We start from the raw sequence: 20,895 nt of genomic DNA on the forward strand, positions 1-20,895 counted from the left end.
CTTGTTGCACTAAAGTATAGCCAAATTCTCGTGCCTTTTTGATCAAATTTTTTACAGCTCTCTCCTTATATCGTGTTTCATAGTATTCCATTCCTTTTTCTACATATTCTTGTCCGTATTTGAGCATACTATAAAATATGCATGCTATTTTTCTTGCAGTAGCTGTTATTGCTTTTGGTGCTCCTAATCGTTTTTTTAATCTCCTGTAGTATGCACCCAATGAACTTTTACTATTTCCTACAGAATTAGCAGCCATTCGAAATGCATTCGCAGCACGATTAATGACTTTACGCGTTCTTGTGCTAAACACTTTTTCTCCTGTAATTTTATTGGCAGGGCTGAGTCCTAACCACGATGAAAAGTGTTTTTCTGTTGACCATTTATTATGGTTTATACCAGTTTCTGAAATTATAGTCTGTATACTTAGTATATCAAGCCCTGGAACTTTAGTAAAATCCATACCAGTTATTCGGTGCAGTTCCTCGTGCAAAGCAAAGTCAGGCTTACTTTTTCTGTGCTTATTCTTTTCCTTACTCAACTGTTTACTTTCGTTAGATTTTGTTTCAAACGTTTTGTAATAGACCTCAATATTTCTATCACATTCTGCTATTTTTTCTTGATAAATATTATATAGTTCAAATTCTTGCTTTAGCGTGAATACATGTTCCTCTCTATAATCGCCAGCTAACGCTTTTGCTATAGTAGACTGATCATTTTTTATTCGTGCATCCCTGAATTGAGCCAATTTCCCAGAATCTCTTTCGCCTTTAATTATAGCCTTGATAATTTTCATACCAGTTACTCCTGTTATATCTCTTATAACTCTATGCAGTTGTATATTCATTTGAATTAATGCCTTCTGCATACGCAGAACATGTGTAGATGCACTTTCAGTGAGGTTCTTACGTTGTCGCACGTAACTACGCAATACACATATCTGGCTATCTGGCCTAAATGACCCTTGGAGTAATCCATAACTATGTAGTTGTTGTAACCACTGACAGTCCTGAACATCTGACTTTCTCCCAGGTACATTTTTTACATGTCGCGCATTTACCAACTTAACTTCAAAACCGTAAGATTCCAGTATTTGAAACAAAGGAATCCAATATACACCAGTTGATTCCATCGCTACGGTTGTAACTTTACACTTTTTTAACCACCTTGCTAAATTATGAAGGTCTTCAGTGAAGCAGCCAAATTTTTGAACACGTTGCTCATCTCTTCTCTCGGGTATACATACATAATGTACAGCCGAACCAACATCTATCCCTGCTGCATCAGGATTCATTACCTCTAATTTACTTTTTGTCATTGTAATTGACCTCCTATAACTTATAATGAAGAAGTATTTAAGCTTGGGACGGTTAGATTATACAATCTTCTAATCGAGGTAGTCGTAATAGACTCCATCAGTGGTTTAACCGTTCCTCCAAAACCATGCTCCCAAACGGGCACTCTAGCACCATTGAGCGTCCGGTTATAACTGCAAAAATACTTCTTAATAAATTATATTTAAAAATTGTTATAGCACTGGATAAAATAGTTTCTTTCAGGTTTAACAAGATTTTTCCTTGTTCGATGCTCTTAAATGAAACTCTAATGAGGGTGCCAAGATCTAGATCATTTAGAAAATTATAGTGGACTTTACATCTTATTAATTATAAATTAACTTACTATCTAATCAATCCCTAAGTCATGTATGAGTAACATTTTGATAATATTAGCAGCAGGAAAGAGCAGTAGAATGAATTCTGAATATTCAAAAGCGTTGCACCAAGTGGGAAATCTTACTCTTTTAGAACATATAATTTCTAATGCAAAATTGCTGAGTCTAAAAAGCTTATCAATTGTTGTTAACAACTCCCTTCTAAAAGATTTAGAAAAGTTTGATACCCTAAAAAGTATAATCGATCAATACAATATAAAACTAATAATTCAAGAAGATATTACAGGTACTGGCACTGCAGTTAAAATTGCTCTAGAAAATCTGGAGGAGTTATCTGATCAAGACATAGTTTTAATACAGTATGGAGACACTCCCTTTATATCTAGTGATACAGTTATGAAAATGACTGATTGTTTAAAGTATAATAATTTAGTTCTTCTTGGATTCAATAGTCAAGATGAACAATATGGAAGATTAGTAATTGATAATTACGGAAATGTTCAAAAAATCCTAAAAAATGGAGATAAAATGCTTCTTGCAAACTCTGGAATAATAGTTTCATATGCTAAAGATCTTTTTACCTTAGTAAAAGAAATAAAATTTAATAATTCGACCAATGAATATTGTCTTAATGATATAGTACCCATTGCAGCAAACAATAACTTGAGTGTAGGTTATGTAGTTTCTGATGAAAGAGAAGCAATGGGAGTAAATAATAAAGAGGATTTGATTAAAGCCGAACACTATTTTCAAAAAAAAAGGCGGCCAACTTTTCTTTCATAACTACATTTTCTTATTCATTAATTTAAGTTGACATTTGTTTTATACTGGTTTTATAATACCTTTTGATTCTTACTTGTAAGATAATTGGTACGACAAATTTTCCTAGTTGTAGTGAGAGGGTATACATGGGGATATTAATAACAGGTGCTGCAGGTTTGATAGGGTCAACCTTGGTGAAAAAGTTAGAAAACCAAGGCCATGAAGTAATAAGCTGTGATATTAGGTTTCACAACAATCCACTCAGTTTTTTTTCAGAAGATATAGTACCACTACTTGCTAAGTGTACAGGAATTATTCATCTGGCTGCAATTTCTCGAGTTATACATGGTGAACTTTATCCTGAACTGTGTAGAAAAATTAATGTTGATGGTACAATGCAGTTTTTAGGGTTATGTAAGTCACTTTCAAATAAACCATGGTTTATATATGCAAGTAGTAGGGAAGTCTATGGAGAGCAGAAGGAACTGCCAGTTACAGAATCTGCTAGTATCGATCCAATAAATAATTATGCCAAAGGTAAAGCATTTATTGAGGAACAAATAACAAGTTCAAAAGATTTTAATGTAGCAATATTACGCTTTTCAAATGTATACGGTGGTTTACTAGATCATAACAGTAGAGTAATTCCTGCACTCTGTATTAATGCATTAAGAGGTGATCCAATTAAAATAGAAGGTAAAGAATGTGTTTTTGATTTTACCTATTTGGATGATGTTATAGAGGGTATATGCTTAACTGTTAAATATTTACAAAGCGAAAAATCTTCTCTTCCTGCTATTCATCTTACTACTAATAGCCCATGTACTTTAGAAAACTTAGCAAAAACAATATTAAAAGTCACGAAAAGTGATTCTAGAATTGATTTTTATCCTCCAAGAAATTTTGACGTAACTAAGTTCTATGGTGATTTTACTAGAGCTAAAGAGCTACTTGGTTGGTCTCCAAAACATTCATTAGAAGTAGGATTAAGTAAATTTATAAAAAGTCTACAAAACAATACACAAGAATATCCTAACAATATAGATATGGTAATATATGAAAATATTAAAAGTTATTCATGGCTACCCTCCTTATTATAGTGCTGGTTCAGAGGTTTATAGCCAAACTCTTGCTCATGAACTAGCAAATAACAATGAGGTACAAGTATTTACTAGGTATGAAAATAGCTTTTTACCTGATTTTTATTACACTACAGTCCTAGATCGTAGTGATTCTCGAATCTTACTGCATTTAATTAATATACCCATAGCTAAATATCGTTACAAATTTATCAATGAAGAAGTAGATATACAATTTAAAAGAGTAATAGATAACTTTCAGCCAGATCTTATACATTTTGGTCATCTTAATCATCTATCAATTACTTTACCAGAAATTGCTTTTAAAGAAAATATACCTATAATTTTTACACTACATGACTTTTGGTTAATGTGTCCAAGAGGAAGGTTTATTCAACGCAATTCTGAAGATTTGTTACGGCTTTGTGATGGACAAAAGGATCAAAAATGTGCAACCCAATGTTACAAAGGATATTTTACAGGAGATAAAGAATTCCTGAATTTAGACATAAATTATTGGGAACAATGGGTTGCAACTAGAATGAAGCACACAAGGAAAATAATAGACTATATAGATTACTTTATTTCCCCATCGAAATTCTTGATGGACAAATTTACTCAGGATTTTAATGTTCCGATAAACAAAATTTCTTATCTTGATTATGGTTTTGATCTCAATCGTCTTAAGAATAGAAATAGAGCACAAGAAAAAGAGTTTATTTTCGGTTATATTGGTACTCATACTCCCGAAAAAGGTATTGATCTATTATTGAAAGCTTTTTCTCACTTATCATCTAAAGTAAAACTTAGAATTTGGGGAGCAGCAAAAGAAGAAACTAAAGCCTTAAAAGCGATTGCCAATCAGTTTTCACCTGTTGTTAAAGAAAGAATAGAGTGGATGGGAAGTTATGATAATAAGAATATAGTTACTGACGTATTTAATAAAGTTGATGCAATAGTCGTTCCTTCAATTTGGGGTGAAAATTCACCGTTAGTAATACATGAAGCACAGCAACTTAGAATACCAGTTATAACAGCCGATTATGGTGGCATGGCAGAATATGTAAGAGATGGACTATTGTTTAAGCACAGAGATGCAAGTAGTTTATCAGAAAAAATGCAAGTCCTATCTACAAATCAGGAGTTATACAATAAACTTACCCAAAAAGGCTATCCTTATACTGAAAATGGAAATATACCTTCTATAAGTGAGCATACTGAAAAACTTAACAAGATTTACCGTAATGCTATTGAAAAGAAAGGCAAATCAGTAGCTGTTAAACCCGGTCCTTGGAGAATTACTTTTGATACTAATCCAGATTACTGCAATTTTTCTTGTATAATGTGCGAATGTTTTTCACCATACAGTAAAGTTAAAGAAGAGAAGAAAGCTAAAGGAATAAAACCTAAGATACTATCAATAGAAACTATCAGAAAAGTAATTAAAGAAGCAGCTGGTACACCTTTAAGGGAAATCATTCCTTCTACTATGGGTGAGCCTTTAATGTACAAAAGCTTTGATGAAATAATCAATTTGTGCCATGAGTTCGGCCTGAAGCTTAACCTCACGACCAATGGTTCTTTTCCCATTAAAGGAGCTAGAAAATGGGCTGAACTATTGGTACCAATTTTATCTGATGTTAAGATTTCCTGGAATGGGGCAACTAAAGAAACTCATGAAAGAATCATGAAAGGTTCAAAATGGGAAGTAGTGACAGAAAACTTAAAAACTTTCCTTGAAGTTAGAGATAAATACTTTAGCGATACAGGTGAAAGGTGTACCGTTACTTTACAATTAACATTTTTGGAAAGTAATTTACATGAACTCTATGACATAGTTAAGATGGCCATAAAAAACGGCATAGATAGAGTTAAAGGACATCATCTTTGGGCACATTTTGAGGAAATTAAGGATCTATCTATGAGAAGAGATGAGTTAGCAATTAGTAGATGGAACACGGAGGTGAGAAGGTTATACGAACTTAGAGATAATATGCTATTGCCAAATGGTAAAAAGATAAAATTAGAAAATTTCACAATCCTTTCTCAAGAAGGTATTAAGGATTTGGCTCCAGGTGGTCAATGCCCATTTTTAGGTAAAGAAGCATGGATAAACAATGAAGGAAAGTTTAGTCCTTGCTGTGCTCCAGATGAACTCCGTAAGACATTAGGAAATTTTGGTAATGTTAATGAGGTTAAACTCGAGGAAATATGGCAGAGTAGTGAGTACCTAAGCTTACAAAAGAATTATTTAAATTATAAATTATGCAAAACATGCAACATGAGAAAACCTTTGATCAATTAATCAAAGATAATCTTAAATCTATTAAAATTTCACCGTGTGAGAGTTTTCACGAATTACTAGGAAATCCTTTGTATGAAAATAGGTTTATAAAGGCTGGTAAATTTCATGAGCCCGGTCTTGCACCGGTTTATGATCAGACAGGTGCTTATCATATCAATGTAAGAGGAGAAGCAGTTTATCATCATAGATTTCTAAAAACTTTTGGATTCTACTTCAATAGAGCAGCCGTAGAAGATGATACAGGGTGTTACCATATTGATTCATCTGGATGTAGAGTATATAAACAGTCGTATCAATGGGTTGGAAATTATCAGGAAGATGCTTGTATAGTTAGAAGACATGATAAATGTTTTCATATTAATTTAAATGGCAACAGGATTTATCAGGAGGAATATGATTATGTTGGAGATTTTAAGGATGGTATCGCTGTAGTCTATAAGGATGGTAAAGCTACACATATTAATCATCATGGAAAGTTAGTACATAATAAATGGTATAAAAAACTTAATGTTTTTCATAAAGGATATTCTATTGCAGAAGATCAACATGGTTGGTTTCATATAGATATTAATGGTAATCCTGTTTACCAGCAGAGATTTAAAATGGTAGAAGCATTCTATAATGGCATGGCAAAAGTTGAAACTTTTGAAGGTGTGTTAGGACAAATCGATATTACCGGAAATGTAAAGTTTAGTATTTTTGATTTAGGTAAAGAATCTCAAGTGCATAGGATTTCTGCAGAACTTTCAGCCTTTTGGAAAACGTACCTAACAAGCGTTGCTATTGAACTTGATTTGTTAAATATTTTACCTGCAACTATGCCGGTTTTATCTAAAAAGTTAAACATTATCGTACCAAATCTAGAAAGGCTGTTAAGGGCGTTGTGGGAAGTAGGGTTTATTGATTATGATAAGAACAACGACTTGTGGCAACTATCATTAAAAGGTAAGTGTTTTAAGGAAATACCATTTTTGCCAAAAGCATCAATAATGTGGGCGAGAGTTGCCGCTGAAAAGAATTGGTTAAAGATTGCCGATATACTAAAACAGAAGTCAATCTCTTCATTTGAATCTTTTAAGGAAAGAGAAGCATCAGAAGATAAGAAAATAGCGTTTTACCAAGCATTGCTAGGATATTCTAGGTTTGATACTAAAGAGTTTAATTCTAGGATTAATATAGATGGTGCTAAGAATATATTGCTATTTGGTGTACACTCTTTATTTCTTGCTTATTCTGATATACACAATAAAGGTTCCATAGGCCTATATAACGAACATAAAGTGCCAAGACAGTTAGTAGAAAATTTAAAAGTCAAACTTATAACTCAGGAAGAACTATCAGCTACAAATTATGAATTAGGTGTCTTTTGCCGCTTTCTACAGCATTATGATGATGATAAAGTATTATCTTATTTAAAATTGGTCAAAGGAATATCTCGTATTTTATTGATAGAAACTATTTTAGATTACCGCTCTCCAGCTGGAGGCTCTGTAGATATTAATGTAATGGTTGAAACAGGAGGTAAACTAAGAACATTAAGCGATTGGGAAAAAATACTCAAACAAGTAAAAGGATTCAAAATTTTTGCTGTTATACCTTTAACAGATTACTTATCAGTTATTGATGTCAGGTGTTAATCATATGGAAACATTACAAAAAAATGGTTTTTTTATTATCAAAAATCTGGTTCCTTTAGAGCTAATAACTCAGTCTTTAAGTGATATAACAAATAAGATATCAAAGCTATCCCAAGAACTAAGTGTTTCAACTTCTGACTACTTAAACTGTACCGGCCGATGGGGCACGTCATCTCAAGTAACTAGAATTATCTCTCAAGCATTAGATAAAATTATTAAAAATTACCTTGAAAAGTCACTTCAGTGTCAGATACTGCAGAAAAAATCAAATGTTATATGTAAAACTGCTGATTTAATAGATGCAGTTCCCTTCCACCAAGACATCTCCTATAGTTTCAATGATCCTTACCACTTTTCTGTTTGGTTAGCTTTGAATAATGTAAGTGAAACTTCAGGTGCACTGCAAATTATAGAAAACAGTCATAAATGGGAAATACAGCCTTTAGTTGATTTTTGGTACCCATATTTTTTTGATCAGTACTCAAATAATCGGGAAAATTACAAAATTAAGTCATTACCTATTTCAGCAGGAGATGCAATAGTTTTTGATTCATGGTTATGGCATGGTAGTGATAAGAATACAGATGCTAAAGATAGATTTGCTTATGTAACAAGGTGGATTATAAAAGATCAAGATCTTCCCTATGTGCCAAAACCTCAGCCTTCAGTTTTTGGTATACTCAATTGTGGTGAGTTAACAGAATCTGTACTGAGAGAATGCTTGTCATTGTTTGGCTACCAGGAAAGTGTAAAAGCAAAAAACATGGAAGAACTTATCAAGAGCTGGTTAGCCTTTATTACAGATACAACTACAAATATTTCTGAGATCGACACTACTGAGGCTAAGCGAGATTTATATAAGCTACTTATTCTGAATCGAGCATCAGCACTACATGATGCTGGAGACATCTCAGGAAAAATATACAAAAATTTATGGTTTTCACTACTTGTATTTCTCAATAAAAAAGTCAACGTAGTGGAGCTAGCATTATAAATGAACAGAAGTAGAGTTGATAGCTTCAAATGTGTATTGATGTTCATCTTGAATATAGTATCTAAATTCAAACTTAATGTACTTATAATGTCTTTAGTTGCCCTGGTGGTAGCTGTTGATTTGTCTTTTAGAAAGTATTTAGTAAAAAATATTCTAGATACAGCTGTAAAATATCAGGAAGGTAATGTAATTGAGAATCTTTTATTACCTGTAAGCGCTTATCTTGGTATGGCATTACTTATCACTACTGCTTTTAGATTCTATGGCTATTTTGTTGACATTCGAATGTTTACCTTAATGCGTCAAAAGATAGCTGATATATCTTTTTGTAGACTACTCCAACAAGACCATTCCTATTATCAGAACAATTTATCTGGAAGCTTAGTACATAAGGTCAGTAGCTTAATGGATAGTGTGATAGAGTTAATAAGATTGCTTATAGATTGTTTTTTCGGTTACAGCATAGCATTAGTCTTAGCTATTTATACCTTATCATTAGTAAACATAAAATTTGCAATCGCTACATTCACTTGGGTAAGCATTTTTATTTTAGTATCGATTTTCAGCTTTCGTGTACTTACTGAACTAGCTGATAATTACTCTAAACAAAATTCACAAGTAATAGCTAGTATAGCAGATAGTATTTTAAATGTTATATCAGTAAGGCTATTTTCTCAGCAAGCACATGAGAGACACAAATTTTTTCAAATATGCAAGAAAAGAACTATTGCAGAGAGAAAATTACAATGGGCATACTTTTGTCTTTGGTTTATATATGGCTATTCATTTGATATACTCCAAGCAGTAAACTTGTACTTTTTAATTTATGATTATCAATTGAACAAAATCGCAATAGGAGATATTGCTCTTGTACTTGGAATTAATATATCGATCATAGAGTTTCTTAACCATCTAACTAGGAATCTTACGCAATTTTCTACTCATTTCGGCAAAGTTTCAGATGCATTGCCAATCTTGACTACTGTACCAGAAATTCAAGATAAGGAAAATGCTAAAGAATTAAATTTATTAAGTGGAAGAATAACGTTTAATAATGTTTCTTTTTCTTATGAAGGTCAGGAGCCATTATTTCAAGATTTCTCAGTTACCATTAATCCTTGCGAAAAAGTAGGTCTAGTTGGTTATTCTGGAGGTGGTAAATCTACTTTTATAAACTTAATCCTAAGGCTATTTGATGTTAAAAAAGGTAATATACAGATTGATAATCAAATAGTATCAGAAGTTACACAGAGTTCTTTGAGGCAACAAATATCTGTAATACCTCAAGACGCATTGTTATTTCATGATACTATTTTAGCAAATATCATATATGGTAGACTTCAATCTACTATCGAAGAAATAATGAGAGCTGCAAAGCTGGCTGGTATTCACGATTTCATTATGACTCTACCAGATCAATATGGAACTACAGTCGGAGAAAAAGGCATCAAGCTATCTGGAGGAGAAAGACAAAGAATAATAATAGCAAGGGCATTTTTAAAAAACGCTCCAATATTATTTCTTGATGAACCAACTAGTCAGTTAGATTCTATAACAGAAAAAACAATTCAAATGAGTTTATTCAAATTGATGAAAAATAAAACTACGATTACTATAGCACACCGTATTTCTACACTTTTACACATGGACCGAATTCTAGTATTTAACAAAGGAAAAATTGTCCAAGATGGTAAACACGCTGAACTAGTTTCTAAGCACGGTCTTTATAAAGAACTTTGGAATGCTCAAATTGGTTGTTTGAATGGCAAGAAATAAGATGGAAAAAATTATTGATCTGAGAAGTGACACTACAACTCTGCAGAGCTCCAACGTTATACATGCAATAAGTAATGCAACTGTTGGAGATTTTGCTTATGGTGAAGACAAAAGCTGTAATGACTTATCAGAATATTGCAAACAATTATTCAAAGTAGAAGAAGCATTATTTGTAACCAGCGGTATGCTTGCAAATAGATTAGCCATTGCCAGTCAAACAAGTCCTGGTGATGAACTAATAACTAATTATAATTATCACATTAATTTTTTCGATAGTGCAGGCAATGCAAAAGTAAATAATATCGTATTTAATTGTATTAGAAATAACAGCGGAATCTTAGATGTTGCTGAAGTAGAATATGCTATTAATTCTAAGCCGAGGTATAAAATTTTTGCTCAGGTGAGTCTTGTTTCTATAGAAAATAGTATAAATGGGTTTAATGGTAAAATTTATCCTTTTGAAAAACAAGTCGAGTTATATCACTTTTTAAAAGCTCACAATGTAAATCTTCATTTAGACGGTGCAAGAATATTTAATGCTCATATCGAAACAAATATTGCTTTAGCAGATTATGCTAAATATGTGGATACAATGAGCTTTTCTTTTACTAAAGGACTTGGCGCTCCTTTTGGTTCAATGCTTATGGGTAAAAGAGAGATAATTGAAAGGGCTAAAAAGCTACAGGTTTGGCTAGGTAGTGGTTATCATCAGATAGGGTATTGTGCTAATGCAGCAAAATACGTACTACAGAATAATATCTCTAGGCTTAAAGAAGATAATAAGCTCGCTAAATTACTTGCAGATAAGATTAAAGAAATTCCACACATAAAACTGGTACTACCTTATCCAGAAACTAATATAGTAAGCTTTAGTATAAAAGCACTAAATGTAACTAATGAGGTTTTCTTGAGTAAGTGCCAAGCTTATGGTTTATTGCTTTTTCCTTGGCTCGAGTCTCATATAAGAGCAGTTACCCATCTTGGCACAAAGGAAACAGACATCATGAAAGCTGCTGAAATTATAAAGGAGGTTGTGTTAAATTTAATATGAGAATAAAAATAGATTTCTTTAGCGATTCAAACACTGACCCTTCAGCTAAAATGAGGGAAGCTATGGCTAAAGCAAAAGTTGGAAACGAAGCTGCATGTGAAGATCCAACTGTAAACGAATTAGTGGCAGCCGCATGTAAAATATTAGGTAAACCTGCAGGAATCTTTTTGATTTCAGGAACAATGTCCAATGTAATTGCTTATAAAGTACACATTCAAAGACCTGGTGATTACTTGCTGCTTGATGAAACTTCACATCCGCTCATAGTACAATCTGGCTTGATCGCAGCCCAGGCACATGCCACTCCTTTGCCCATCAAAGGTACGAGAGGAATATTTACTGGAGAACAAATTGTTGAGTTTATTACTCGTCCTAGTTTAAGAAATATTCCGAGAGTTGGGCTTGTTTCTATCGAACAAACGACAAATTTTGGTGGTGGAGCTGTGTGGCCTTTAGAATATATTCAAGAGATCTCAAGTCTCTGCAAAGAGAATGACGTATTCACTCATTTAGATGGAGCAAGACTGTTCAACGCTTGTGCTCATACTAAAATATCTCCAAAGGAGTATGCAAGTTATTTTGATTCGGTATTCATTGATTTTAGTAAAGGATTAGGTGCTCCAATGGGCGCAATATTGCTTGGAAGTGAAGATTTTATTGAAAAAGCTTGGTACTATAAGTTTCAAATTGGCGGAGGTATGCACCAAGCTGGCATTATTTCAGCTGCATGTTTATATGCTCTACGTAATAATGTAAATTCTTTAGAAGAAGATCATAAAAAAATGCAGCACCTTATAGAAGGCCTAGACTCCATAGATCAAGTTATAATTGATATCGACCTGTATAAAACTAATATAGCGTATTTTTCATTACGTACTAATTGTATATCTACTCAAGAATTAATAAACGTACTAATGAAAAATTATGGAATTAGAATGGCTAACATCAAAGGTAAAATCAGAGCTATAACACATAGAGATATAAGCTATGAAGATATTAATACTACTGTATCTGCTATAAGAAAGATACTAAGTAATTTTCTGCACTAATTGTTTGCAAACTTCTTGTCAAACAATATTATACCAATATAGTATTATGCTAGCATCTGCATAGAGCTATTTGGGAATAGGTGTGAACTTTGTCTTCTTTCAATATTTACTATTCTTCTGTGGATATATGCTGCTTTATTTATCAAGACAAAGTATACCAATTGCTCTACCACTGTTAATAGATACTGACCATGTAAAATTAAGCTATTTTTTTGCCTGCTTTTCTTTTTTTTATGGAGTATCAAAATTTGTTAATGGAATAATCATGGACTCCAAAAATAATCCATTATTTATGTTTGGGCTATGCAATATTGCAACTGGATTATTAACCATTGGTATAACTTTATCATATAATAATCTAACTTTATTACTGTTAACATTAATATTATTAGCTTGGACACAAGGGTTAGGTTGGCCAGCTATTACCAAGTTTATGGTTACAAACTCTAGCATCTCTTTAATTGCATCATCATGGGGAGTTATGAGCGCATCTCAGCAACTTGGTTCTTGTATTACTTTAATTGTATTACCAAGTATAATAAAAATATATGATGCAAAGAGTGCATTTTTGTACTCTGGTCTCTTATGCTTACTTTTTGGAATTTATATAATATTAAAAGCATATTACAAAGAAAGTGCCAACTTTACTACCTATTATAAGGTGCATAAATCTCAAATAGGTATCAAGGTAACAAGTTCCATATGGTTTCTATGTTGTGCTACTTTTTGTGCTTATATTATAAAAATGGGAATCTTCTTTTGGTTTCCTATAATTTTAAAGAATAAATTACAAATTTCTCTTGTACAATCCTCACTAATAACAGGCGTATATGATTTAGGTGGAATCCTTGGAACTTTAATCACAGGAAGAATTAGTGATATGTACTTCTTTCAAAATAGAAGCTTGCTGGCATCACTTTATATGTTGGGTATAGCACTCACTTTTATTGCAATGAACTTTGGTCAAAACATAATTCTTATGAACCTTGGTGCAATCTTATTAGGATTCTTTATATTTGGAGTGCAAGTACTGACAGGTGTTATAGCTGTAGAAATTGCTCCACAAAATAATGTATGTGCAATTGTAAGCTTAACAGGATTATTTGGGTATATTGCAAGTTCAATATTTTCATGCGTGCTCTTAGGAGTACTTGTTAAGCACTGTGGTAACAGTATTATGTTTTCATTTTTTTCCATTTGCTCTGTTGTTGCACTCGTTTGCTTTTCCATACTATCAAGCAAAGATCTAAAAAACTAAGTAAAGCGGTGTAAAAAAAATTTCTCAACAGTTAAACTTTGTAGATAGATTTTTTACCCAAGGAATAAACATGGTAACCATATCTTAGTAATAGCTCGCTATCTAATAAATTACGGAAATCAAAAACATTAGGTGCAGCCATAATACTCTTTAAACTTGCAAAATCTTGATTTTTAAATTCTTTCCACTCCGTTAACAATAACAAGGCTTCCGCGTCCCTTGCAGCCCCTATAGCATTGTCCGCGTATTCTATATCCTTTAGAACTTGCCTAGCATTATCCATCCCCATTGGGTCATATGCAGTAATTTTAGCCTTGTTATTCACTAACAATTGTGCAATATCTATAGCTGGGCTATTTCTTACATCATCAGTACCAGACTTAAAAGTTAGCCCCCATATTGCTATTTTTTTATTTTGGACTCCATTTAATACATATTCTACCTTTTTAGCAATGTTTGTTATATGATTATAGTTAGATTCCTTAACTGAATTTAAAATTTGTAGCTTGACATTGTGATCTTCAGCAAGCCTTATTAAAGCTGACAAATCTTTAGGAAAACATGATCCTCCAAATCCTGGACCAGCTTTGAGAAATTCCTTACCTATTCTATGGTCCATTCCCATACTGTTAGCTAAAAGGTCAATGTCTGCTCCTAATAGCTCACATAAACCTGCCATCTCATTGATAAAAGCAACCTTTGTTGCTAGAAAAGCATTAGAAGCATATTTAATCATTTCAGCAGTAACTGTATCAGTGACTATTAACGGAATATTCTTATCTATAAATGATCTATATATAACTTCTAGTTTTGCTCTAGCTAGCTTAGTTTTTACTCCTATTATTATCCTATCTGGGTATAAAAAATCTGATACTGCAGAGCCTTGCTTGAGAAACTCTGGATTAACCCCCAAATCAAAGTTATAGCCCTTATTAGATAAATAATTATATATATTTTCTGCAGTACCAGGAGGAACAGTTGACTTTATCACTATTAAGCAATCTTGATTAACTCTCTCAGAAACTTCACTTACTGCATTATATACATTCTGTAAATTTGCATTTCCTAGGGAGTCTGATGGAGTATCTACAGTTATAAATACTACTTCTGTATTGGGATTTATTTGAAAATACGAATCGAAAAATCTTATCCTTTGTGACTTTATATTATTCTCTAAATAATCTGCTAATCCAGGTTCATATAGAGGAATTTTCCCTGATTTCAAAAGTTCAATCTTCTCAGTATTTATGTCAATGCAATCAACTTTATGGCCCTGCTCAGATAACATTGTACCAGATACTAATCCTACATACCCTACTCCTATAATAGTTATGTGCATTTTATTATCACCTTAAAAATATAGCTTAGCATCTAAAATAAATACCATTAACAATTATAAACTTTTGTTGTTACATTATTTTTCTTAATTGCCTTACCTTCCGAATAAGCTATAAATAAGGTTGATGGTATTAATATCAAAGTACCATATAAAGCACTTTTATCAGGTAATTCATTAAATATAACGTATGTTACTATTGCAGAAATTATTAGCTCTATGTACCTATAAGGTGCAAGTGCAGTAGCATCAGTAAGAGTAAAAGCTTTTAACATAAAGAGCAAAATTAGATTTGAATTAATTCCCAAAATCAGCAGTAATACTAATTCCAACAAGGAAGGCATATGCCAATAAAATAACAAAGGTGGAGTAGAAAAAACAGTTGTCATTAGAGCTGAATAAAATAACATACTTATTACTGACTCTTTTATTACAAGTTTCTTATTAAGTATATCCAATATAGCAAAGATCAATGCAGATACAATAAAAATAAGAATTTTAGGATTAAAATCTTCACTATGAGCTTTGGTAGTAATAGCAATACCAATACCAACAAAGCCAATAACAGTTACTATCCATCTTTGCCAAATTATATTTTCGTTTAGCAAAGGGATTGCAAGAAGTATAACAAATAATGGTATAGAAAAACTTATAATCGTTGCAGTTACTATGGGGAAAACAGTCAACCCGTAAGTCCATAAGGTCATTCCACAAAACAACAACCCACCCCTGGTTATTTGAGTAGATATTTGACTTGTTTTAAAAGTTTCTATTCCATAGTAAAACATAAAAGGTACAAGGGTAATAGTGGTAAACAGAAAGCGGAAAAAAATTATTTCAAAACTCTGAAGATGTAAACTTAGATATTTTGATATAGTATCATTAGCTACACTACTAAGTAAGCTAAGTATAAACCAGATAACCCCAAACAAATAAGCTCTCAATCTGTAATCCATAAAGCTTCTGATTTAATAGATACGATGTACTCATATAATTTTACTACAAAACTAATAATATAAAAGTTTTCTGATGTACGTCCCCAGAATGTGATCGTGAGGGTTCATTATAAATAATTCGGGAAATTTCGTCTCTTTAGACATATTAAGAGCTATGTAACGAACGTTTATATTTGTGAGTAATAGTAAGGCTCAAGGTAAGGAAAATGCTAGTGAGGTAAAGTAGAATAACGTTAATTTGATAATTTAAGCTCATTCCCTCTTGCTACATCTCTCTTTAATATCTCCTCTTTTGCAGCAGGTTTATAATTACTGCTTAAATTTAGGTGCACACTAATTTTTCGATTTATATATTATTCTAATGCTTGTATAATACCTTCATTGAATATTTGATTTTGAGGTAATTAGATGCCAAAAAGTAAAACTAAACGTGGAACGGAAGATTTGAAGGGTAATGCAGGCCCAAGCAAAAGATCTCGTCTCAGTTCTGATCCTAAAAAAAATAAAGAGATTATCTCTAGCAAAGTAATAAGTAAGCTGAAGGATGTTGTTAAAGGTGATAGAACTTCAGCTATTGAGGAATGGGTCAAGGCTCACCCTGTAACAGTAGAGGGTCTAACCGTTGAGCAATCGGACCTCTTATGTAATGCGTTTCGTGATGAATCTTGTTGGTCAGGTGCGACACTAGATGTTGCTAAATTGGTAGGAGAATTAGCTAAATCAGGTGTGTTGAATCCATTTGCTATATATAAAATAGCATGTATTGAGTGTGTAGAGAGTGAAATTAAGCAATTATTTGACAAGGCGTTAGAGTCTTTTAGATCTGACTTATCTCATAAAGGTGCATGTGAGGAAGATAGAAATTTAGCTTGCAGTGATAAGCTTGCAAGAGTTGAATTGTTAAGTTCCATGGGAAGACGTGATCCTGTTTTCAATTTCTGGATTGATCAAGAATCAGGTAACCTTAGAGAAAATATAGAAGCAGAAGATGGATTTAATAAGGCTGTAGATTTCAAGTGGAGTAAGGGAGTGGAACACTTCTATAATCGTCTGTGTTCCGAAGAAAAATTAGTGAAAGAAGAGAGAGAAAAATTGCTAGTTTCTGCTATTGCAAAATTATCTCCATTGCAATCTAGCTATAAACTTGCTTCTACCTTAAATTCCCTTCTAGGTAAAGTCATAAGCGCAAAAGTAGATCATAAGTCACTACTTGGGCTACCGAATAAGAAAGATAGGGGTGTGATCTATCGTCCTCTGAGTTACTTAGTAGAGCACGGTTTTCTTTGCACAACTAAGTATGTTATCCAGTACTTGAGCGAGGGATGTTCAAGATCTGAAGTAGAGAAAATGCTTTCACCTAGAGGATATGCACATCTTCTCTCATCGCTTTCATTTGTTGTAGTTTCTAAAGATTATGACTTGGATAACAGGAATGAAGCAAGGTCAGCTATTAGCAGTCTTTGGGAATCTAGTGTATTTAACCAAAATAAAATAAATGTTGTCGATCCTTTTAAAGATAGGATTGCTTTTGTTGCAATGGAAAATGCAATTTCAAATTTGATTGTAGATCAGGAGAACAGCAAGGATACTCAAAGTGCTGGTGATGGTGAAAAAGTTGATTTGGTCTTGAGTATTTTAAAGTTTGCTAAAGATTGTTGTTCAGACAAAAGCTTTAAATCATTAAAAGAGAGGATAGCAAATAGTTTAGATAAAACAAGGAATTCTAAGATGATAGATGCAACTAGCTCCTGCAATTTAATAGAAGAGTTGTGTAAGTCAGCGAGAAATTTGAATTTATTCTCTGCTAGCACTGAAGGTCCTCAATCTACGTTAGTGGGTACTAATGTTAGTATTTCGCCTGCTGCAGTTGTTAACAAATAGGAGTATTTATGCATGGTAATAATGAAGATCGTGAATTAGTTAGGGCTTTATTAAGTGGAGGTTGTGATGAGTTTAGTAGACAATTTGTAGGTTTTTTAAACAACTGTCCATCTTTTTTGCATTCGGCTAATAAGCCTGGCTTTTTTCCTACATTCTTTTTTGGTATGTTTTCTACTGCACATGATGCAGGTATATTAGTTGAAGATGAAAGAGTCTATTTTCGTTTTGACAATTATGGAAATCTAAAAGTTGCTGTTCTCACTAATAAAGAAAATAGAAGAATAGTCAGGTGTTATACTGTTGCTGATAATGAGAACAGCCCTGGGTGGCTTTGTTGCATAGCAAGAATATTTTAGAAAGGGAAAAAGCCTTTTAAAATATGAGTTACTAACAGATTTTGTTGTAAAGTAAGCATTTTGAAAGAAATATAGTTTATGCCACAAAAAATGAGAGTAAGTAACCAAGGAGAATATAACGAATTTCTTGAAAAAAGAGGAAATGTTTTTCACTTTATTGATGAAGCAATAGACAATTGGTATGAAAACAGTCCAAAAGTGTCTGGCGGCAACAATGTTTATAGTGATAAGGCCGTGATTTTAATACATATAATAGTTCACCTGTTTAGGATAGGTTTAAGGCAGGCAGTAGGTTTTGTAAAAGGATATCTAAAAAAGATAGGAAAGGATTTGGAAGTCATTAGCTATTCCCAGGCTTCTAGAAGACTAAGTAAGCTCAATATGAAGATCAATGATTATAGAGTGAATAGAGATATGTAGAAAATATTGAAATTGCTATGGATAGCACAGTAATCAGTATCTATAGTAATAGTGGTCAGCATAACAAAGATAATGTCAAAACAAGAAAGTATAATAGAGCAGATCAAGTAAGAAAATTACATGCTGCTTTAAATATAGAAAGCAAAAAAGTAATAGCCATTAAGTATACCAATTCAACTTTACGTGACAGTATATTAGTATGTAGTATGCTTGAAGAAATGGACGGCAAGTATGGCATTTCATCTATTCGTGCAGATGCATCTTATGACGGAAGAAATGTATATAAGATTTGTAAAGAACTTAATATTAAACCTATAATCCGACCCATAAAGAATGCAACAGTCCGTGAAAAGGTGGATTATTTATCAGAAAGAAACAACAATGTTAAGGTTATACAATCTTACAAAAACTATGAAGATGGTGTAAAAGAATGGAAAATGGTGATGAAATATGGCTTAAGATCACATATTGAGGGCTTTTTCTTTAGGCTCAAAAAAACATTTGGATTTAGTTTAAAAAATAAGTCTGAAATGAATCGTGAAAAAGAGCTATTAATTAAGTGCTATTTAATTAATAGATTTACTGAAATTGGTATGCCAAAGTTTGAAACAGCTGCTTAAATTTTTTATATAAAATATTAATGCAAGTAGCTATGCAACAAAGCCGCCCTGGGTCAAGGTTTAGTGCAGAAGAGAAGCAGCAGGTAGAAGAGAATCTTCCACAAGAATTACAGGAAGATGAGGATCTGGATTGGGAAGAGTATAAAATATTTCGGTTAGGAGCATCGAACAAGGAAAAATCTTGTTAAACCTGAAAGAAACTATTTTATCCAGTGCTATAACAATTTTTAAATATAATTTATTAAGAAGTATTTTTGCAGTTATAACCGGACGCTCAATGGTGCTAGAGTGCCCGTTTGGGAGCATGGTTTTGGAGGAACGGTTAAACCACTGATGGAGTCTATTACGACTACCTCGATTAGAAGATTGTATAATCTAACCGTCCCAAGCTTAAATACTTCTTCATTATAAGTTATAGGAGGTCAATTACAATGACAAAAAGTAAATTAGAGGTAATGAATCCTGATGCAGCAGGGATAGATGTTGGTTCGGCTGTACATTATGTATGTATACCCGAGAGAAGAGATGAGCAACGTGTTCAAAAATTTGGCTGCTTCACTGAAGACCTTCATAATTTAGCAAGGTGGTTAAAAAAGTGTAAAGTTACAACCGTAGCGATGGAATCAACTGGTGTATATTGGATTCCTTTGTTTCAAATACTGGAATCTTACGGTTTTGAAGTTAAGTTGGTAAATGCGCGACATGTAAAAAATGTACCTGGGAGAAAGTCAGATGTTCAGGACTGTCAGTGGTTACAACAACTACATAGTTATGGATTACTCCAAGGGTCATTTAGGCCAGATAGCCAGATATGTGTATTGCGTAGTTACGTGCGACAACGTAAGAACCTCACTGAAAGTGCATCTACACATGTTCTGCGTATGCAGAAGGCATTAATTCAAATGAATATACAACTGCATAGAGTTATAAGAGATATAACAGGAGTAACTGGTATGAAAATTATCAAGGCTATAATTAAAGGCGAAAGAGATTCTGGGAAATTGGCTCAATTCAGGGATGCACGAATAAAAAATGATCAGTCTACTATAGCAAAAGCGTTAGCTGGCGATTATAGAGAGGAACATGTATTCACGCTAAAGCAAGAATTTGAACTATATAATATTTATCAAGAAAAAATAGCAGAATGTGATAGAAATATTGAGGTCTATTACAAAACGTTTGAAACAAAATCTAACGAAAGTAAACAGTTGAGTAAGGAAAAGAATAAGCACAGAAAAAGTAAGCCTGACTTTGCTTTGCACGAGGAACTGCACCGAATAACTGGTATGGATTTTACTAAAGTTCCAGGGCTTGATATACTAAGTATACAGACTATAATTTCAGAAACTGGTATAAACCATAATAAATGGTCAACAGAAAAACACTTTTCATCGTGGTTAGGACTCAGCCCTGCCAATAAAATTACAGGAGAAAAAGTGTTTAGCACAAGAACGCGTAAAGTCATTAATCGTGCTGCGAATGCATTTCGAATGGCTGCTAATTCTGTAGGAAATAGTAAAAGTTCATTGGGTGCATACTACAGGAGATTAAAAAAACGATTAGGAGCACCAAAAGCAATAACAGCTACTGCAAGAAAAATAGCATGCATATTTTATAGTATGCTCAAATACGGACAAGAATATGTAGAAAAAGGAATGGAATACTATGAAACACGATATAAGGAGAGAGCTGTAAAAAATTTGATCAAAAAGGCACGAGAATTTGGCTATACTTTAGTGCAACAAG

17 protein-coding genes and 1 pseudogene are annotated in these 20,895 nt (G+C 32.9%); 14 read left to right on the top strand and 4 right to left on the bottom strand.

All coding sequences use genetic code 11. The features are described from left to right. The coding region (locus tag OZD67_RS03280; protein ID WP_274999611.1) for an IS110 family RNA-guided transposase at positions 1-1,321 on the bottom strand (1,321 nt) is incomplete at its 3' end. 119 nt (positions 1,322-1,440) lie between these two features. Between OZD67_RS03280 and OZD67_RS03285 the strand changes: the two genes are divergently transcribed. From OZD67_RS03285 to OZD67_RS03330, 10 genes are all read left to right on the top strand, one after another. Continuing rightward, complete coding sequence (locus OZD67_RS03285; RefSeq protein ID WP_182183376.1) at positions 1,441-1,641, top strand: hypothetical protein; 201 nt, start codon at positions 1,441-1,443, stop codon at positions 1,639-1,641. A gap of 61 nt (positions 1,642-1,702) precedes the next feature. Next, complete coding sequence (locus tag OZD67_RS03290; protein WP_182183378.1) at positions 1,703-2,452, top strand: NTP transferase domain-containing protein; 750 nt, start codon at positions 1,703-1,705, stop codon at positions 2,450-2,452. Positions 2,453-2,577: 125 nt separating this feature from the next. Then, positions 2,578-3,531, top strand: coding sequence for an NAD-dependent epimerase/dehydratase family protein (locus OZD67_RS03295; RefSeq protein WP_182183380.1), 954 nt, complete (start codon positions 2,578-2,580; stop codon positions 3,529-3,531). After that, positions 3,488-5,815 carry a glycosyltransferase gene (locus tag OZD67_RS03300; protein ID WP_182183382.1) on the top strand — a complete coding sequence of 776 codons (2,328 nt, stop codon included), beginning with the start codon at positions 3,488-3,490 and terminating at the stop codon, positions 5,813-5,815. Before OZD67_RS03295 ends, OZD67_RS03300 begins: the two co-directional genes overlap by 44 nt. After that, positions 5,776-7,452 (top strand): WG repeat-containing protein, encoded by a 1,677-nt coding sequence (locus tag OZD67_RS03305; RefSeq protein ID WP_182183384.1) that lies wholly within the window; start codon positions 5,776-5,778, stop codon positions 7,450-7,452. Before OZD67_RS03300 ends, OZD67_RS03305 begins: the two co-directional genes overlap by 40 nt. A 4-nt stretch (positions 7,453-7,456) precedes the next feature. Next, positions 7,457-8,446, top strand: coding sequence for a phytanoyl-CoA dioxygenase family protein (locus tag OZD67_RS03310; protein WP_182184073.1), 990 nt, complete (start codon positions 7,457-7,459; stop codon positions 8,444-8,446). Then, positions 8,447-10,222, top strand: coding sequence for an ABC transporter ATP-binding protein (locus OZD67_RS03315; RefSeq protein ID WP_182183385.1), 1,776 nt, complete (start codon positions 8,447-8,449; stop codon positions 10,220-10,222). A 1-nt stretch (position 10,223) separates the two neighbouring features. Continuing rightward, entirely contained in the window at positions 10,224-11,273 is a 1,050-nt protein-coding gene (locus OZD67_RS03320; RefSeq protein ID WP_182184075.1) for a threonine aldolase family protein, read from the top strand. Beyond that, positions 11,270-12,322: a threonine aldolase family protein gene (locus OZD67_RS03325; protein ID WP_182183387.1), complete on the top strand. Its 1,053-nt coding sequence runs from the start codon at positions 11,270-11,272 to the stop codon at positions 12,320-12,322. The genes OZD67_RS03320 and OZD67_RS03325 overlap by 4 nt, the downstream gene beginning before the upstream one ends. A gap of 127 nt (positions 12,323-12,449) precedes the next feature. Beyond that, complete coding sequence (locus OZD67_RS03330) at positions 12,450-13,580, top strand: MFS transporter (protein WP_182183389.1); 1,131 nt, start codon at positions 12,450-12,452, stop codon at positions 13,578-13,580. Between the two features lie 31 nt (positions 13,581-13,611). Here the strand turns inward: OZD67_RS03330 and OZD67_RS03335 are convergent, their stop codons facing one another. After that, positions 13,612-14,919, bottom strand: coding sequence for a UDP-glucose dehydrogenase family protein (locus tag OZD67_RS03335; RefSeq protein WP_182183391.1), 1,308 nt, complete (start codon positions 14,917-14,919; stop codon positions 13,612-13,614). A 47-nt stretch (positions 14,920-14,966) separates the two neighbouring features. Beyond that, the gene (locus OZD67_RS03340) at positions 14,967-15,872 is read right to left on the bottom strand and encodes a DMT family transporter (protein WP_182183392.1); all 906 of its coding nucleotides are present in this window, start codon (positions 15,870-15,872) and stop codon (positions 14,967-14,969) included. Between the two features lie 408 nt (positions 15,873-16,280). On the opposite strand from OZD67_RS03340, the gene OZD67_RS03345 reads away from it, so the two are divergent. The 3 genes and pseudogenes from OZD67_RS03345 to OZD67_RS06600 all read left to right on the top strand — a co-directional run bounded on the left by OZD67_RS03345 (position 16,281) and on the right by OZD67_RS06600 (position 19,149). After that, positions 16,281-17,753: a hypothetical protein gene (locus OZD67_RS03345; RefSeq protein WP_182183394.1), complete on the top strand. Its 1,473-nt coding sequence runs from the start codon at positions 16,281-16,283 to the stop codon at positions 17,751-17,753. 8 nt (positions 17,754-17,761) lie between these two features. Further along, positions 17,762-18,109 (top strand): hypothetical protein, encoded by a 348-nt coding sequence (locus tag OZD67_RS03350; protein ID WP_259346648.1) that lies wholly within the window; start codon positions 17,762-17,764, stop codon positions 18,107-18,109. Positions 18,110-18,187: 78 nt separating this feature from the next. Further along, positions 18,188-19,149: pseudogene (locus OZD67_RS06600) on the top strand (IS5 family transposase). Positions 19,150-19,209: 60 nt separating this feature from the next. Here OZD67_RS06600 and OZD67_RS03365 read toward each other — a convergent pair. Beyond that, positions 19,210-19,455: a hypothetical protein gene (locus tag OZD67_RS03365; RefSeq protein ID WP_182183399.1), complete on the bottom strand. Its 246-nt coding sequence runs from the start codon at positions 19,453-19,455 to the stop codon at positions 19,210-19,212. A 119-nt stretch (positions 19,456-19,574) separates the two neighbouring features. On the opposite strand from OZD67_RS03365, the gene OZD67_RS03370 reads away from it, so the two are divergent. Then, positions 19,575-20,895, top strand: a 1,321-nt coding sequence (locus OZD67_RS03370; protein WP_274999611.1) for an IS110 family RNA-guided transposase, incomplete at its 3' end; no start/stop codon positions are given.

Source organism: Wolbachia endosymbiont of Drosophila nikananu, from assembly GCF_028981865.1.
GTDB lineage: Bacteria > Pseudomonadota > Alphaproteobacteria > Rickettsiales > Anaplasmataceae > Wolbachia > Wolbachia pipientis_B.